This is a genomic window from Corynebacterium frankenforstense DSM 45800 (assembly GCF_001941485.1).
Taxonomy (GTDB): domain Bacteria; phylum Actinomycetota; class Actinomycetes; order Mycobacteriales; family Mycobacteriaceae; genus Corynebacterium; species Corynebacterium frankenforstense.
Genome location: NZ_CP009247.1, coordinates 1832322 through 1849339, shown reverse-complemented (window position 1 = coordinate 1849339; position 17018 = coordinate 1832322). Strand labels below are relative to the sequence as shown.

Genomic DNA, 17018 nt, shown 5'->3' with positions numbered 1-17018 from the left:
GCCCGTCACCGACCCCGTCACCCGCCTTTCCGGCGGGGGACGGGGTTTCCTCGTGTGTGGGGGAGGCGGGACCTGTCGTGGCAGTGGGGGCCGATGTCGGTGCATCCGGCGGGCAGGTGGTCTCTCCGGGTGTGGGCGAGGGGTGGGGTTTGGCGTGAGGCGGGGACGGTGGATTGTCCTGTGGTGCGGGGATGGGCTCGGGATGGGGGTGGGGTGCGGCGGGGAAGTGAGCTCAGTTCTCAGGGGCAACGGGGCGGGGATGAGCGTGTGGGGGCGGTCCGCGTCGGGTATCGGCGGCGATGCCTATGCGCGGATGGGACACGTGGTGTCGTTCTATCCGGGTATGCGCTGGTAGAAGCTGATCTGTCGAAAACACTTGCGATCGAACGTACGTGCCTGTAAGTTGGTGGGCAGACAAGGACAGTTCGGGGGAATTCAATCGGTCGCAACGCGGCCGCCCCCGGTATCGAGGCCCCGGGAGGTGACCCCGATGACCGTGACCGCTTCTACTCTCGCCGGTGCCGCCCGTGCTGGGCGGGAGACTCCGCGTGTCCGGCGGGTCGCCTCTCTGGTGGAGACGATCTCGGGAGCCTACGAGGAGCTCGCGGACCTGATTGACCCGTCCGTGGAGGCCCGCGAACTCACCGCGATGCTGCCCTCTCTGATCGACCTGGAGAAGACGCAGGGGTCCAAGGCCGCTGTGGATCACGCCGTGGCCCATCTCGCCGGTCTGTATCACGCGGGCAACCTGACGGGTACGCGGCGCGTGGACCTCTTTCTTGCGGAGATCTTCGACCTGACCCGTCGCGAGGCCCGTGCTCGCGTCGACGGAGCGGAAAACATCTACGGTCCGGCCCGTCCGGCGGGGCCCGCTCCGGATCAGGGGACTGATGGTCCGGATGCGGCCGGCTCGGCCTCGGAACCGGGGTCGGATGCCTCCGGGCCGGATGAGGCTTGGGGATCGGGCGAGGATCCCGGTCCGGGGGACCAGCCGGGATCCGCCGGCGCGGCCGGGGCCGGGAATGCCACCGAAGACGACGCCGCCCCCGGTGGGGCCGGCACGGACGCGGAGGACGCCGCCGAGCGTGCCCGCAAACAGCGCGAGGAACGCGAGCGCGCCGAGCGGGAACGAGAAGAAGCGGAGCGGGCTGAGCGCGCACGTAAAGAGAAGGAAGAGGCCGAGCGGAAGAAGGCTGAGCGACGGGCCGCAGAGGAGCGCCGGCGCAAGGCTGAGGCCGACCGCCGGGAGGCCAACCGTCGGGCCCGTGAGAAGAAGCTCGCGACCGAGAAGCTGCGCATCATCAACAACGAGCTGCGCAGCCTCAGGGACGGCGCCGGCGTCGGCGCGGAGGAACTGCGCCGCCTCGCTGTGGAGGAGGCCGACAAACGCGGACCGGAGGATCTGCGCGACTGGCTGCGTGCCCGAGTCGCCGAGGCCAACGGTGCCTTCCGTGATCCGCTGACCGCCTACATGGACCGTTGGCTCTGGATGTCGGAGCCCGACGCGGACGGCGGCGCCTGGATCAAGGGCTACATCCCGCCGGCCACCGTGGCCGTCCTCAAGCACCTCTTCATCAAGGCGAGGCCGGGCTTCGACCGACCGGGCGAGGGCGATGAGACCGTGGATCTCTCCGGACTGTCCATTCCGGGCCTGCCCGGCGTCGCCGCTAAGCACGGCCCCGGCCGCGCCGAGCGTGGTGTGCCGGACCGGCGCACCCCGGGCCAGCGCAGGGCGGACCTGTTCCTGCACATGGCCACCGCCTACGCGTCGGGCCAGACCCGCAACACCGGGTGCGCGAGCATCGTCGCCTCGCTCGTCGCGGAGGACCTCACGAACATCGACATGGCCGCCGGCACGGCGGTGACGGATCCGCAGGCCGCCAGCCGACTCTGGGGGACGACCTTCCCGACGAACACCGGGGTGAAGGTCAGCCTCTTCGACCTGATGGCTCTCAAGGCAGGGGCGCACGACTTCGTGGTCCTGCACGGAACCGACGGCAACCCGCTGATCGCGGGTAGGGCACGAAGACCGGCGAGCTTCGTCCAGAAAGTCGCGGTACTCGCCAGAGACCAGGTCTGTTCCTATCCGGGGTGTACTGCGTCAGCCGACGAGTCCGAACTTCATCACCTGGTCGCATGGTTGAACGGCGGGCGCACCGACATCGAGAACCTGACGTTCCGATGTAAGGACCACCACGGAGACAATAACGACAAGCGGGACAGGTATGCCTCGCGCGGCTGGGCCGAGCGGGACCCGGAGACCGGGCGAGTGGGGCACACCCCACCGGCCGCGTCCTCGGACACGACCAACGTGATCGTCAACGAGACCGAGAGGGCGTCGACATCCGCCGGCGAGCGGATCAGGAGGAAGCACCAGAAGAAGTCTGTCTTCGACGAAGGAGAGGCGTGGATGGCCGACTACGAGGACTATCTCGCCGAGAAGGACGCCGAGGAGGCGGGAAAGGACGCGGCCGGCGACTACGGGGCGGGTGCATCCGGATGGTCCGGTGGTGCCGTCAGGCGGCTCTACGGAGAGAATGACAACTTCGACGACGCCGGCCCCGAAGACGGGGAGCGCGGCGGGGGAGCGCCGGGCAGCGGAGGCCGTGGCCCGGACGACGGGCAGCCGACCCCCTTCAGCGCCTGAGGCTCAGCGTCTGAGGAGGGGTCGCGTCGTGGAGCGCCCGGAATGCGACAGGATCCAACGCGACAGGATCCAACGCGACAGGATCGGACGGCATCGTTGCGTAACCGGAGGAGGGGCTGCAAGCGTCGTGGGGAGTGCTCCCCGAGGCGGCCGAAAAGGTCCAGTTTGAAGCCCTGCAGGACATGTGTGACGAAGCGCACAATATTCGTTTGGATGCATGCCCGCACAATTTCGCCGACGCGCATGTGTGCGCGGCGTCGTCAATTTTCCACGCCGTTAACGCAGTACACGGGCCTATTTCGCTGATGTGTCAGCGGAAGTGGGGTCTGCGGCCGGGTTCGGTATAGGAAGTGTCGCGGTTTGGTAACGGACCGATAACGGCTTCAGGTTTGCGTGTCGGTTGGACACGACTTGTTGCCGTTTCGTAACCTGATCGAGACCTTGCCGCCGGGGGAACGCCCCGGATGCATGAAACGAACGAAGAAGCCAAGCCGCGCTCCGCGAAGAACCAACAACCTTCGGGACCGGTACGCGAGAGCAAGACTTGAGATTGGGAGAATCATTCGTGGCTAAGCACCGTCGGCAGAACAAGACCACCCGCCGTATCGCCATCGCCTCCACCGCCGTCGCGATGGGCGCCACCGCCATCAGCCCCGCCGTCGCGGGCGCCGCTGAGGTCCAGATCCCGGAGACCGGCTACACCGTCGACGTCCCGGGCCTCGAGAACGTTCCGGGCGTCCAGGATGTCCCGGGCTACAGCGACTACGTCGTCCAGAACAACACCGCCGGCGGCTCGTCCGCCCCGGCCGCTCCGGCCTCGGAGGGCCAGCGCATCGTCGAGATCGCGCAGTCCAAGATCGGCGCGCCGTACGTCTACGGCGCCTCCGGCCCGAACGCCTTCGACTGCTCCGGGTTCACCTCCTGGGTCTACGCCCAGGTCGGCAAGCAGATCCCGCGCACCTCGCAGGCCCAGGCCTCCGCGGGCACCCCGGTCGCCTACAACGACCTGCAGCCGGGTGACATCGTCTCCTTCTACGGCGGTGCCTCCCACGTGGGCATCTACATCGGTGACGGCAAGATCATCGACGCCCTGAACTCCGGCACCCCGGTCGGCGTCCGCACGCTCGACTACATGCCGTTCAACAACGCGGTCCGCTTCTAAGAATCAGGACCTTGCGTCACTGACGCCGCCGGTCGAGGCAAGCGACCGGAAGGCGTCCGGCAGGCCCCCGCATCCCGGGTACATCCCGGGGCGCGGGGGTTTCGTGCTGTCCGGTGTCCCGCGCCCTGGAGGCGCCTTGTCCGGTTGCCGTCGGTCCATGCCGCGAGCGCGCCGGCCGTGTGGCGGGGTCCCGGGTGTTCCTTCGGCGCACTCCTTATGCTCCCGGTGCCCCTCGACGCACCACTCCGCAGCGCCTTGCAGCACTCGCCCCGCAGCACGGACGGGGTCGCCTGCACCACCCCTCTGACCTCAACTTTCACACGGGTCACGACGTTGCAGTTCCCGTTAACGATATGGGACTTCGCAGGCTATAGTCTCTATTTGTTCACGCATAGGGTCCCCGCCCCGGAACTGCCGGAGCCCGGCCGCCGCAGGTGGCCCGGTCGACCACGGCGGACCCGCGTGCCCCTAGTTTTCATTCCGCCTTCCCGGAGGTAGCCCCGTGAGCTCTCACTTCATTCGACGCGGCCTGTCCGTCGTCGGCGTCCTCGCCGTCCTCGGCGGCTCTGCCCACGTCGCCCAGGCTGACGAGGTCGACGACCTCCTCGCCGAGATGGACGAGCTCTCCCAGGAGGCCTCCGCGAAGAACGAGGAGGTCAAGGACCTCGAGGGCAAGGTCGAGGAGTCCCGCCGCAGCCTCGGCGAGCTCGACGGCAAGGTCGCCGCGACCCGTGAGGCCGCCGACCGTGCCCAGGCCGCCGAGCGGGACGCCCGCAACGGCGTCGACCTGGTCGCCGGCTCCCGTTACCGCGGCAGCTCCACCGGAGACGCCGTGAGCGTGCTCGGCGCCGACAACCCGCAGATGGCCCTCGACCGCTCCGCCTACCTGTCCACCCTGGGCCGCCAGGCCGAGAAGTCGGTCAAGGCCCTCGAGGACGCCACCGCGACCGCCGACCGGGAGCGCGACCGCGCCGCCCGCGCCCGCGCGGAGGCCGAGTACCGCAGCAACCGCCTGGCCAGCCAGCTCGAGGACCTCAACGAGGAGAAGGAGCAGCTCGACGCGCGCACCGCCGAGCTCACCGAGCGCATCGACGGCCTCGACGAGGAGGCCCGCGCCCGCTGGGAGGGCAAGTACGGCCCGCTCGCCCCGATCCTCGACCCGGCCGCCGCCGAGGGCGTGGTCGGCGCGGCGCTGAGCAAGCTCGGCGCGCCCTACAGCTGGGGTGCGGCCGGTCCCGACGCCTTCGACTGCTCCGGCCTGATGTTCTGGGCCTACCAGCAGCAGGGCAAGTCGATCCCGCGCACCTCGCAGGCCCAGATCGCCGGCGGCACGCCCGTCTCGCGCGCGGACCTGCAGCCCGGCGACATCGTCGGCTACTACCCGGGCGTGACCCACGTCGGCATGTACATCGGCAACGGCCAGGTCGTCCACGCCTCGGACTACGGCATCCCGGTCCAGGTCGTCTCCGTCGACTCGATGCCCTTCGCCGGCGCCGCCCGCTACTGACCCGAACCCGCTCCGGAGGCTCGCACAGACTGCATGTCCAAGGTCCTGCTGGTCACCAACGACTTCCCGCCGACCGTCGGCGGCATCCAGTCCTACCTGCGTGACTTCGTCGAGCATCTCGGCGCCGACGAGATCGCCGTCTTCGCCTCCACCCAGGACGCCGAGGCCGCCCGCGCCCACGACGCCGCCGTCGGCTACCGCGTGCACCGCTGGCCCCGCCGCGTCATGCTGCCCACCCCGGCCACCGCGCGCGAGATGGCCCGTGTGATCGCCGAGGAGCGCGCCGAGACCGTCTGGTTCGGCGCCGCCGCGCCCCTGGGTCTGCTTGCCGACGCCGCCCGCAACGCCGGCGCCCGCCGCGTCGTCGCCACCACCCACGGCCACGAGGTCGGCTGGTCCATGCTGCCGGGCGCGCGCCAGCTGCTGCGCCGCATCTTCCGCCGCGCGGACGTGGTCACCTACATCTCCGACTACACCCGCCGCCGACTCGCCCGCCTGCTGCGCGGCGCCGAGCTCGTCCACCTGCCCTCCGGTGTGGACACCGGCCTGTTCCACCCGATTGACGACGCCGCGCGCGCCGACGTCCGCGCCGACTTCGGCGTCGGCGTCGATGCGCCGTTGGTGGTGGTCATCTCCCGCCTGGTGCCGCGCAAGGGCCAGGACCAGCTGATCCGTGCGTGGCCGGCCGTGCGTGCGCAGGTGCCCGGCGCCCGCCTGCTCGTCGTCGGCCGTGGCCGCTACGAATCCACCCTGCGGGTGCTCGCGCGCCGCGCGGGCGAGGGCGTGGAGCTGACCGGCCCGCTCGACTTCGACCGCATGCGCGCCTTGCTCGCCGCCGCGGACGTCGCGGCCATGCCCGCGCGCACCCGCTTCGGCGGCCTCGACGTCGAGGGCCTCGGCATCGTCTACCTCGAGGCGCAGTCCAGCGGCGTGCCCGTGCTCGCCGGGCGTTCCGGAGGTGCCCCCGAGACCGTCACCCCGGAGACCGGGGTCGTCGTCGACGGCCGCGACCTGCCCGCGATCGAGGAGGCGCTCGTCGGGCTGCTCTCGGATCCGCATCGCCGCGCGCGGATGGGACGGGCCGGTCGCGCCCACGCCGAGGGTGCCTGGAGCCGCGGTGAGATGGACCGTCGTCTGCGCCGGGCGTTGGGGCTGGGGGAGGGCCCTGGCCTATAATTTCCACTTTGACCGAACGCGACCCCGCCCGCCGCGGGATCCGGAGGCGAACGGAAACCCTGACCCGACCGGAAAGGCCGACCCGCACATGACCGCGAGCCCGCGCACCGACGCCCAGGCCCTCAAAGGCCTCACCGTCGGCTTCGACATCGGGGGCACCAACCTGCGCGCCGCCGTCGTCGACGCCGCCGGCCGCATCGTCGACTCCGCGGCCATGGCCTCCTCGGGGACCGCCAGTGGCCTCGAGGACGGCATCGTCCGCCTCGTCGACGAGCTCTCCGCGCGCAACCGCATCGAGGCCGTCGGCGTCGCGATCGCCGGCTTCCTCGACGCCGAGTGTGAGACCGTGCGCTTCGCCCCGCACCTGCCCTGGCGCGACGCCCCGGTGCGCCGCACCCTGGCCGACCGCCTGGGCCTTCCGGTGCGCCTCGAGCACGACGCGAACTCCGCGGCCTGGGGCGAGTACCGCTTCGGCGCCGCGAAGGGGGTGCGCGACTGGGTGCTCTTCGCCGTGGGCACCGGCATCGGCACCGCCCAGATGCACGACGGCGAGATCTTCCGCGGCGCCTACGGCACCGCCCCCGAGCTCGGCCACCTGACCGTGGTGCCGGGCGGGCGGCGCTGCCCCTGCGGCAAGCTCGGCTGCCTGGAGCGCTACTGCTCGGGCACCGCGCTCGTCGTCAGTGCGGTCGAGATCGTCCATTCGCACCGCTTCCACGGCTCCGAGCTGGCCGAACACGTCCGCCGCGACCCCGCCGCGGTCACCGGCGAGCAGGTCATGGCCGCCGCCCGCGCCGGCGACCCGGCCGGCAAGGCCGTCGTCGACGACTTCTCCGACTGGCTCGGCCAGGGGCTCTCCGTGATCGGCGACCTCTTCGACCCGGAGCTGATCCTCCTCGGTGGCGGGGTCTCCCGCGACGCCGACCTCTACCTGCCCGAGTCGATCGAGTCCTTCGAGTCCGGCGTGGTGGGCACCGGATACCGGCCCACCGCACGCGTGGCAGTCGCGGAGCTGGGCGCCGACGCGGGTATGATCGGTGTGTCCGATCTGGCGCGTCGCGCCGCGCGACCGTGACCTGGTTCGTGCGACCATGTGGCCAACGCGGCCGCGTCGCAGGAGCACGGGGCCGCGCGGGCACGTGACCCAAGGAGCGCAACGCGTGCACTCCGACCGCCGAAACCCCCGCGCCGGCGCGGGGCAACGAGGGAGAGCTATGCATAACAAGTGGTACTGGACGTTCAAGTACATCCTGATGGGACCGTTCCTGCGGGTGTGGAACCGTCCGGTCCTGGAGAACGGCCAGAACATCCCGGAGGAGGGCTCCGCGATCCTGGCCTCCTCGCACCAGGCGGTCATGGACTCCTTCTACTTCCCGCTGCTGTGCGACCGCCAGCTGACCCACCCGGCCAAGAAGGAGTACTTCACCGGCAAGGGGATCAAGGGCGCCGTCAAGCGGTGGTTCTTCACCACCGTCGGCCAGGTCCCCGTCGACCGTCAGGCCAAGGACGCCGGCGAGACGATGGCCGCGGCCGCCCAGAAGGTCTTCGACCGCGGCGACCTGTTCTGCGTCTACCCGGAGGGCACCCGCTCGCCCGACGGCCGCATCTACAAGGGCCACACCGGCATGGCGCGCATCGCCCTGGCCACCGGCGAGATCATCATCCCGGTCGGCATGGTCGACACCCGCAAGGCCAACCCGATCGGCACCACCTTCCCGCGGCCCCACAAGGTGCGCGCGATCGTCGGCGCCGGCATCGACCCGCTGGCCTGGGCGCGCAACCGCCGCATGGACCCCGCGGACCATGAGACCGCCCGCGCGCTGACCGACTACGTCATGCACACGCTCTCCAAGATCACCGGCTACGAGTACGTCGACGCCTACGCCTCCGAGGTGCGCGCCTCGCTCGAGGCCGGCAAGGGCTACCCCGCCGGCACCGAGCCGAAGGGCGACCCGGCCGCCCGCCGCCCCGGCCACTACCCGAAGAACGGCGAGCACGCCGCCCGGGACGCGGAGAAGGCCGCCGAGAACGGCGCCGAGAAGGACGCCGACTAGGGCGCACCGGCCACGCCGGTGCCGGTCACACCACCCACGCCGGCACCGGAGCGGGCGGTGGGGAACACTCCCCACAGTGACGCGCACGAGGCCCCGCACCGGCCCGCGCACCCCGCCCACCAGGGCGTTCGCCCACGCGGATAAAGCGGCCCGCATGCCCCGGGCCCGCCGAGCCGTTTTCCCCGCAAGGGTTCCTGCGGCTATCCTGTGACCCACGCACGGCGCCGCATGCGCCGCCGCATGTCCAGCACAGCCACCTTAAGGGGAGCCCTCATGATCCACGCGTCCCGGCCCGCCACCGGGCCCTCCGCAGTGGCTCCTGAGCGCAAGAAAGTGCGCCTGGCCTGGCCGGACGTGGCCAAGGGGCTGTCGATCATCGGCGTGGTCGTCCTGCACGTCTGCCTCGAGGTCCCCAACGGCATGGAGACCGCGCTCGCGGGCGTCAACCACGTCCTCGACCCGCTGCGGATGTGCCTGTTCTTCCTGGTCAGCGGCCTCTTTTCGGCGAAGGTCATGCGGATGTCCTTCAGCGAGCTCTTCTGCCGCCGCCTCTGGTTCTTCATCGTGCCCTACGTGCTGTGGACGCCGGTCGAGATGTCGCTGAAGCGCCGCCAGTGGGAGCTCCTCTTCGACCAGGAGATGCCCGGGCCCTGGACCTATGTCGGGGCGGTCTTCTCCAGCGAGAACATGTACTGGTTCCTCTGGGCACTGATCGCCTTCAACATCTTCCTGTGGGCCACCCGCCGCCTGCCGCGGTGGGCCGCCCTCGCCCTGACGCTGACCCCGCTGCTGATCCTGCCGCTCAACCAGGAGTTCACCGCGGTCGCCCAGGCGATCATGTTCCTGCCCGTGTTCATGGTCGGCGTCCACTTCAGCCTGGCCATCCGCCAGTTCGCCACCGAGCCGGTCGCCCCGGTCAAGGTCGTGGCCTCCGTCGCGCTCTACATCGCCGGCTTCGGTGCCTACGCGGTGTGGCGCCTGGTCGCCGACTTCGGCCTCGACCCGGTGGCCTGGCCGCTGTGGCCGGGCGCGTTCGTCCGCCCCGACGAGATGTGGATCGTCGTGCGTGCCGTCGGCCAGATGCTCATGCTCCCGGCCGCGGTCCTCGGCGCGCTCGCGCTGTCGAAGATCCCGTTCGTCTCGGGCTTCCTCCAGTTCGTCGGCCGCCACACCCTGCCGATCTACCTGGGCCACCCGATCGCCCTGACGCTGGTGTTCACCCCGATGTTCCTGGCCACCGACGGCATGGAGATCGGCACCGGCGGCGGCGAGTTCGCCACCCGCACCGGGGTGTGGCTGGCCGTCGGCATGGTCGCCGCCGCGGTGGGCTCCTTCGCCCTCTGGGCGCTGGCCCGGGTGCCCGTGATCGGCTGGTCGCTCAAGCCGCCGGCCATCGAGCCACTGCGGCAGCGTATCCTCGCCCGGGCGCACCGGCACCACAGCGCCCGGGAGGACTCCGCGGGCACGCAGCGAATCGGACAGTCCACCGGGAGGCGGGAACATGACTGACAAGGCCAAGAGGATCCTGATCGTCCGGCTGGCCCTCGTCGTGGTCTTCACGCTGGCCTACGTCATCCTCGCCGCCCTCGAGTTCCACAAGGAGCTCGTCGGCTCGGTCGCGGTGGTCCTCATCATCGCCGCGATGTTCGTGCCCGTCCCCGGCGAGCGCACCCGGGAGAGCTGAATCCCCGCAATTGACGACGCCCGCGGTGGTCACCGCGGGCGTTTCCCTCGCTCTGGGCGCGTCGTGCGTGCCCGTCGGTGTCGCCATCCGGCTCCACGTGGGGGTGCCGGGCCTGCGTCGCCTGCCGGTTACGCGGTGGGTGCCGGGCCTGCGTCGCCTGCCGGTTACGCGGTGGGCGCCGGGCCTGCGTCGCCTGCCGGTTACGCGGTGGACGCCGGGCCTGCGCCGCCTGCCGGCTACGCGGTAGGCGCCGGGCCTGCTCCGTTTACCGGTTACGCGGTGGACGCCGAGCGTGCGGCGTCTGCCGCCTGCTCGCCGCGAGAGGCCCCCGGCCGGAGCAGCACGCGCGGGCTGAGCAACGCCAGCACGATCAGCGCCACGGCCAGCAGCAGGTAGCTGGAGCCGGCCAGGTGCTGCCAGATCGACCAGGTCATCTCGACGTTGTTGCCGCGCGGCAGCCAGGTGTGCGGCTGCACGGCCATGGCCAGCACGGCCAGCCCGGCCCAGACCCGCCCGGCCGTCGTGCCCGAGAGCGCGGTGACGAGGGCGGCGGGGATCAGCCACACCCAGTGGTGCGACCAGGAGACCGGCGAGCACACCAGCGCGACCAGCGAGACGAGCACGAGCGTTCCCGGGGCCGCCCCGCCCGGCACCGCGCGCTCCGCGGCGGCGTCGCCATCGGCGCCAACGTCGGCGGCACCGGCGCCGGCGTTGGCAGCACCGGGGTCGGCGTCCGCCGCGATCCCGGCCCCGGGCACAGCCGCCGTCGCAGGGCTCGCCGCAGCGCTCGCCCCAGCGTTCCGGGACCGACGGGCGAGAAGAATCCCGGAGACGGTGACCGCGGCGATCGTGGCGGCCACGGCCACCAGCCACACCCCGGTCTGCTGGTCGCCGGTCAGCCGCACGATCGCGCCGGTGGCCGACTGGTTGGTCGAGTACGCCAGCCCGCCGATGCGCTCCGGGGAGCCGAGCGCGGAGAACCAGTACTCCCTCCACACCGCGAAGTTCGGCAGCGCGGACAACAGCGTCAGCGCCACGGCGGTGGCCACCATGCGCGCCGCGGCGGCCCAGTCGCGGCGCAGCAGGAAGTACAGGCCGAACACGGCGGGGGTCAGCTTCACCGCCGCGGCCAGACCCGCCAGCATCCCGCGCGGCACGCGCCCGGGGCCCAGGGCGTCATAGGCGACGAGCCCCATCAGCAGGATGTTGATCTGACCGAAGTCGAAGGTCTGCGAGGCGGGCTCCAGGAACGCGCACACGGGCGCGGCGACCAGCGCCCAGCGGCGCGACGCGACGTCGGAAAGCGGGGTGGCGGAACGCAGGAACAGCGCGATGACCGCCCACAGCACCACGGCGCTCGCCAGGTTCAGCAGCGCGCCGCCGAGGCCGACGGGCAGCAGCCGCAGCGGAGCGAACAGCGCGGCAGCCAGCGGGGGATAGGTGAAGGGCAGCACGATGTCCTGGGTCTCGAAGCCCATCGAGTAGATCGGCAGGCCCTCGGCGTAGGCGGCGCCGCCGCCGCGGTAGACGCCGAAGTCCACCAGCCGGCGCCACACGAGCCCCTCGCCGCCGCGCAGCGCGCGCATGTCGGTCATCCAGTAGACGGCGACGATGACGGCGGCGACCGTACCGGCGGTCAGCAGCCCACGCGGCGGCCCGGCGATGGGGTGGTCGCGGCGGGCGGTGGGCTTGGGGGCGGGAACGGTGCTCACCAGGGTGAGTATAGGGCGAACGCCGGCGTCCGACGACGCCCCGGGTCGGCGTCCGACGACGTCTCGGCCCGGCGGGGCCGCGTGCCGGACCGCGGACCGATCGCGCGCCTCGTCGTCCACGCACCGGGACGCGGCCGCTAGACTGTGAGCACGGCCATCGTCTCCGGCCCCGCAGCGGGGCGGGTGGAGCGGCCGAGCCGCCGAGACGAGACACGGACGACGAGTAAAGGAAGCGGGCGGGCCGTTGCGGTACTTCTACGACACCGAGTTCCTGGAGGACGGTCGGGTCATCGAGCTGGTCTCCATCGGTGTGGTCGCCGAGGACGGCCGCGAGTTCTACGCCGTCTCCACCGAATTCGACCCGTCCCGGGCCAACCCGTGGGTGCGCGAGCACGTGCTGCCGCAGCTGCCCCCGCCCGAGGACCGCGCGTGGCGCCCGCGCGCCCGCATCCGTAATGACCTGATGGAGTTCCTCACCTCCGGCGAGGGCGTGCCGCGCCGCGAACGGCTGCACCCCGAGCTGTGGGCCTGGGTCGGCGCCTACGACCACGTCGTGCTTGCCCAGCTGTGGGGTGACATGTCCGGGCTGCCGCGCTCGATGCCGCGCTACACCCGCGAGCTCAAGCAGCTCTGGGAGATGGCCGGCCGGCCCAGCCTGCCCGACCCGCCGCGCGGCACCCACGACGCCCTGGTCGACGCCCGGTTCAACCTGGTCAAGTTCCGCCGCTGCGTGGCCGCCCTGCCCCTGGGCGAGGACAACCGGGTGCTGCGCGGGGGCGCGCACCCCGGCCACTCCGGACAGGCCTGAGCGGGACAGGCCTGAGGCGGACACGCCTGAGCCACCGTGGCGGGCCTGAGCCGCCGGGGCGGGCCCTCGGGCACACCCGCGGGGGCGGCGCCGGGTGACGCGGTTGATTCCTTTCGGGGCCAACATGCTTTAATGAATCGCGTGAGCTGGACTGTAGACATCCCCAAAGAAGCCCTGCCGGATCTGCCGCCGTTGCCGGACGGCATCAGGGAGGCGTGGGAGGACGTCATCTCCCGCGAGGCCCACCAGCAGCCGAGCTGGGACCGGCGCGACGCCGACCAGGTGCGCAAGATCCTCGAGTCGGTGCCGCCCGTGGTCGTCGCCCCCGAGGTCTACGGCCTGAAGAAGCAGCTGGCCGACGTCGCCAACGGCAAGGCCTTCCTGCTGCAGGGCGGCGACTGCGCCGAGACCTTCGAGTCGAACACCGAGCCGCACATCCGCGCCAACATCAAGACGCTGCTCCAGATGGCGGTCGTGCTGACCTACGGCGCGTCGACCCCGGTCATCAAGGTCGCCCGCATCGCCGGCCAGTACGCCAAGCCGCGTTCCTCGGACCGCGACGCCAACGGGCTGCTCAACTACCGCGGCGACATCGTCAACGGCGTGGCCCCCACCGAGGAGGCCCGCCGCCACGACCCGGCCCGCATGGTGCGCGCCTACGCCAACGCCGGCGCCGCGATGAACCTCGTGCGCGCCCTGACCGCCTCGGGCACCGCGGACCTCTACCGGGTCACCGAGTGGAACCGCCAGTTCGTCGCCAAGTCCTCGGCCGGCGCGCGCTACGAGGCGCTGGCCAAGGAGATCGAGCGCGGCCTGCGCTTCATGCAGGCCTGCCAGGTCGACGACTCCTCGCTGCGCACCGCGGAGGTCTTCTGCTCCCACGAGGCCCTGCTGGCCGACTACGAGCGCGCCATGCTGCGCCTGCACGAGGACGAGGAGGGCCACCTGCGCCTGTGGGACCTCTCCGCCCACCAGCTGTGGATCGGCGAGCGCACCCGCGGCCTCGACGACTTCCACATCAACTTCGCCGCCCTGATCGCCAACCCGGTCGGCCTGAAGATCGGCCCGACGATCACCCCGGAGGAGGCCGTCGCCTACGCCGACCGCATCGACCCGAACTACGAGCCCGGCCGCCTGACCTTCGTCTCGCGCATGGGCTACGACAAGGTCCGCGAGGTCCTGCCGGGCATCGTCAAGGCCGTCGAGGAGTCGGGCCACAAGGTCGTCTGGCAGTGCGACCCGATGCACGGCAACACCTTCACCGCCTCCAACGGCTACAAGACCCGTCACTTCGACAAGATCCTCGACGAGGCCCAGGGCTTCTTCGAGGTGCACCGCAGCCTGGGCACGCACCCGGGCGGCCTGCACATCGAGCTGACCGGTGAGGACGTCACCGAGTGCCTCGGCGGCGCCGAGGACATCACCGACGTCGACCTGCCCGGCCGCTACGAGTCCGCCGTCGACCCGCGCCTGAACACCCAGCAGTCCCTCGAGCTGGCCTTCCTGGTCGCCGAGATGCTGCGTCGTTAGGCGCGGCGGGCCCCGCCCCGTCGTGTGGGGCCCAATTGACGACGCCGGCGGTGCGCGCGTGTGCGTGCACCGCCGGCGTCGTCGCGTCCGGGGTGCCTGGGGCACCCCGGAGGTGTCCTAGTCGCCGGTGGTGGATAGGTTGACCGTGTCGTCGGGGGAGGCGGTGCCGCCGGCGCGCGGCGACTGGCGGTAGACCCGGCCGCCGCCGGAGGCCGGCGAGGGCTTCAGCCCCGCCTCCTCGATCGCCTCGCGGGCGTCGGCGGCCTTCTTGCCCACCACGCGCGGCACCTTCACCTTGCCCGGCAGCGTCACGGTGACCTGCGGGTCGGCCGGGTCGACAAGGTCGCCTGCCGAGGGGGAGACCGCCAGCACCTCGTCGGCGCTGTCGGCGGTGCGCGAGTCGTCGCGCTCGACGTTGACGGTCAGCCCGGCGTCGGCGAGCTTCGTGCGCGCCGTGTCGATCTTCTCGCCGACGACGTCCGGGACCTCGACGGCGTTGGAGACCGTCAGCTGCACCGAGGACCCGCGCGTGGTGGCGGTGCCCGTCGGCGGGTCGGTGGAGATGACGTGGCCGGCCGGGGTCTCCGCGTCGAACTTCTCGGTCATCCCGGAGACCTTCAGCCCCGCGCCCTCGAGCACGTCGGTGGCCTGCCCGGTGGACATGCCCGCCACGTGCGGGACCTCCACCGGGGCGGGGCCCTTGCTCAGGTGCAGCGTGACCGTCGAGCCGACCGGCACGGCGTTGCCGGCGGCCGGCTCGGTCCTGGCCAGGTCGCCCTCGGCGACGTCGTCGGAGTGGACCTCCTCGCCGTACTCCCAGTTCAGCGTGCGCTCGGTGAGCAGCTGCTGGTAGCGCGCCGGGTTCGCGCCCTCCTGGATCTCGGGCACGGTGGGCCGGCCCTGGGAGACGAGCACGGTGACCTCCCGGCCGCGGACCTCGCGGTCGGGGAAGTCCGGCTCGGTGCCCGTGGAGAAGTCGACGGGGATGTCGTCGTCGTAGACCTCGCGGGTGACCGCGGAGAAGCCGGCCTGCTCGACCTGGGCGACCGCGCTCGAGCGGTCGAGCCCGATGACCTGGGGGATCTCCCCGTAGCGGCCCGAGCCCAGCCACCAGCCGCCCAGGGCGACGGCGGCGAGGATGACCGCGACCACGGTCAGCCAGGCGGCCAGCCGCCAGGGCGAACGGTTCGACAGCGGCTTCTCCGCGCGCGTCGCCCGGCCCTCCTCGTCGGGGAGGGCGTCGTCGTGGTCCGCGGGGAGGTCGCCGGCGTAGCGGTCCGGGTGGCGGTCGTCGTAGGGGCCGCCGTAGCCGTCCGCGCCGGCCGCGGGGTAGCCGGCGGTGCCGTGCTCCGGGTAGCCGGGGCCGCGGCCGTCGGCGCCGTAGGGGTCGCCGGCCGCCGGCAGCAGCGCGGTGCCGTAGCCGCCCGGACCCGGGCCCACCGGTCCGCCGGGCGCGTCGGGGCCGCCCCAGTCCGCGTCGCGCGGATCGCGGGAGTCGCGGTCCCCGGGGCCGTGCCCGTCGGCGTCGTAGCCGTCGGGGTCATAGGTCTCGGCCCTGTAGCCCTCCGCGTCGTAGCCCTCGGCGTCGAAGACCGTCTCGTCGCGCCCGCCGAAGCGGTCGTCGTCCAGGGCGTCCTCGTCCGCGCCGTCCCCGCCGTCGGCGGCGAGCAGCGTCGTGTCGTCCTCGGAGCCCGGGGCCCGCCTGTCCGGGTCACGGAAGCTCAGCACACTGGTCGGGGCGAGCACCCCGGCCAGCCCGGTGGTGTCCGTGGGCACGGCCGCCGCGCGGTGCGCGGCGGCGTCGTGGGGCACGGGCACGCGGAAGGTCGGCAGCGACAGCTCCCGCGCGACGTCGTCAAGCGCCTCCAGGAACTCGGAGGCGTCCCGGAAGCGCTGCTCGGGTTCGCGCACGGTGGCGCCGGCGACGAGCTCGTCGAAGAGCCCCGGCACACCGCTGATGCGGCTGGACGGGGCGGGCACGTCGTCGTCGAGACGTGCGTAGGCGTGCTCGAGGGCCGTCCCGCCGCTGAACGGCGTGGTGCCGGTGAGCAGCTCGAAGAGCATCACGCCGGCGGAGTAGACGTCGCTGGCCGGGGTCAGCTCGTCGCCGCGCACCTGCTCGGGGGAGAGGTAGGCGGCCGTGCCGACGATCTTGTCGGTGCGGCCGGTGGCCACGCTCGCTGCGCGCACCAGGCCGAAGTCGGCGAGCTTGACCGAGTGGTCCGCGCCGATGAGCACGTTGTCCGGCTTGAGGTCGCGGTGGATCATGTCCGCCGAGTGCGCGGCGGCCAGCCCCGTGAGCACCGAGCGCATCACCGCGGCGGCCGCGTGCGGGGGCATCGGCCCGCGCTCGGCGAGCAGCTCGCGCAGGGTGCCGCCCGTGATCAGCTCCATGACCAGGAAGATCACGTCGCCGTCGGAACCGAAGTCGTAGACGCCGACGAGGTTGGGGTGCGTCAGCTGCGCCATCGCGCGGGCCTCGCGGCGGAAGCGGTGGCGGAAGACGGGGTCGTCGACGTAGCGGTCGTCCATCACCTTCACGGCGACCGCGCGTGCGAGGCGCATGTCCACGCAGCGGTAGACGGTGGACATGCCGCCGCGCGCGATGGGGTGGTCGATGCGGTACCGCCCCTCGAGCATGTCGCCGATCTCGAGATGACTCATGGCTACCAGTATGGGGGACGGCGCCGCCGCGGCAAACACCGGAGGCGGGCCGCGCGGCGGGCGCACAGTTTAGA

The 17018-nt window shown here is 72.0% G+C and carries 12 protein-coding genes; 10 read left to right on the top strand and 2 right to left on the bottom strand.

The window, feature by feature from the left end; all coding sequences use genetic code 11:
- The first annotated feature begins 571 nt into the window (after positions 1 to 571).
- From CFRA_RS08100 to CFRA_RS08065, 8 genes are all read left to right on the top strand, one after another.
- Positions 572 to 2647: an HNH endonuclease signature motif containing protein gene (locus CFRA_RS08100; RefSeq protein ID WP_156887990.1), complete on the top strand. Its 2076-nt coding sequence runs from the start codon at positions 572 to 574 to the stop codon at positions 2645 to 2647.
- 565 nt (positions 2648 to 3212) lie between these two features.
- A complete protein-coding gene (locus CFRA_RS08095) occupies positions 3213 to 3809 on the top strand; it encodes a C40 family peptidase (RefSeq protein ID WP_075664228.1) in 597 nt (198 codons plus the stop codon).
- Between the two features lie 502 nt (positions 3810 to 4311).
- The gene (locus tag CFRA_RS08090) at positions 4312 to 5316 is read left to right on the top strand and encodes an NlpC/P60 family protein (RefSeq protein WP_075664227.1); all 1005 of its coding nucleotides are present in this window, start codon (positions 4312 to 4314) and stop codon (positions 5314 to 5316) included.
- A 33-nt stretch (positions 5317 to 5349) separates the two neighbouring features.
- Positions 5350 to 6492 (top strand): glycosyltransferase family 4 protein, encoded by a 1143-nt coding sequence (locus tag CFRA_RS08085; protein WP_075664226.1) that lies wholly within the window; start codon positions 5350 to 5352, stop codon positions 6490 to 6492.
- Between the two features lie 88 nt (positions 6493 to 6580).
- Positions 6581 to 7567 carry an ROK family protein gene (locus CFRA_RS08080; protein WP_075664225.1) on the top strand — a complete coding sequence of 329 codons (987 nt, stop codon included), beginning with the start codon at positions 6581 to 6583 and terminating at the stop codon, positions 7565 to 7567.
- Between the two features lie 139 nt (positions 7568 to 7706).
- A complete protein-coding gene (locus tag CFRA_RS08075) occupies positions 7707 to 8546 on the top strand; it encodes a lysophospholipid acyltransferase family protein (RefSeq protein ID WP_075664224.1) in 840 nt (279 codons plus the stop codon).
- 273 nt (positions 8547 to 8819) lie between these two features.
- Positions 8820 to 10055 carry an acyltransferase family protein gene (locus CFRA_RS08070; protein ID WP_169842176.1) on the top strand — a complete coding sequence of 412 codons (1236 nt, stop codon included), beginning with the start codon at positions 8820 to 8822 and terminating at the stop codon, positions 10053 to 10055.
- Positions 10048 to 10230, top strand: coding sequence for a hypothetical protein (locus tag CFRA_RS08065; protein ID WP_075664222.1), 183 nt, complete (start codon positions 10048 to 10050; stop codon positions 10228 to 10230). Before CFRA_RS08070 ends, CFRA_RS08065 begins: the two co-directional genes overlap by 8 nt.
- A 272-nt stretch (positions 10231 to 10502) precedes the next feature.
- Here the strand turns inward: CFRA_RS08065 and CFRA_RS08060 are convergent, their stop codons facing one another.
- Positions 10503 to 11942, bottom strand: coding sequence for a glycosyltransferase 87 family protein (locus CFRA_RS08060; protein ID WP_075664221.1), 1440 nt, complete (start codon positions 11940 to 11942; stop codon positions 10503 to 10505).
- Positions 11943 to 12186: 244 nt separating this feature from the next.
- Here CFRA_RS08060 and CFRA_RS08055 point away from each other — a divergent pair, with 244 nt between their 5' ends.
- Together CFRA_RS08055 and CFRA_RS08050 are read left to right on the top strand one after the other, a co-directional pair.
- Positions 12187 to 12750 carry a polyadenylate-specific 3'-exoribonuclease AS gene (locus CFRA_RS08055; protein WP_075664220.1) on the top strand — a complete coding sequence of 188 codons (564 nt, stop codon included), beginning with the start codon at positions 12187 to 12189 and terminating at the stop codon, positions 12748 to 12750.
- 141 nt (positions 12751 to 12891) lie between these two features.
- A complete protein-coding gene (locus CFRA_RS08050; RefSeq protein WP_075664219.1) occupies positions 12892 to 14280 on the top strand; it encodes a class II 3-deoxy-7-phosphoheptulonate synthase in 1389 nt (462 codons plus the stop codon).
- Positions 14281 to 14397: 117 nt separating this feature from the next.
- Here the strand turns inward: CFRA_RS08050 and CFRA_RS11455 are convergent, their stop codons facing one another.
- Complete coding sequence (locus tag CFRA_RS11455) at positions 14398 to 16944, bottom strand: protein kinase domain-containing protein (RefSeq protein ID WP_083666908.1); 2547 nt, start codon at positions 16942 to 16944, stop codon at positions 14398 to 14400.
- Positions 16945 to 17018 lie beyond the last annotated feature (74 nt).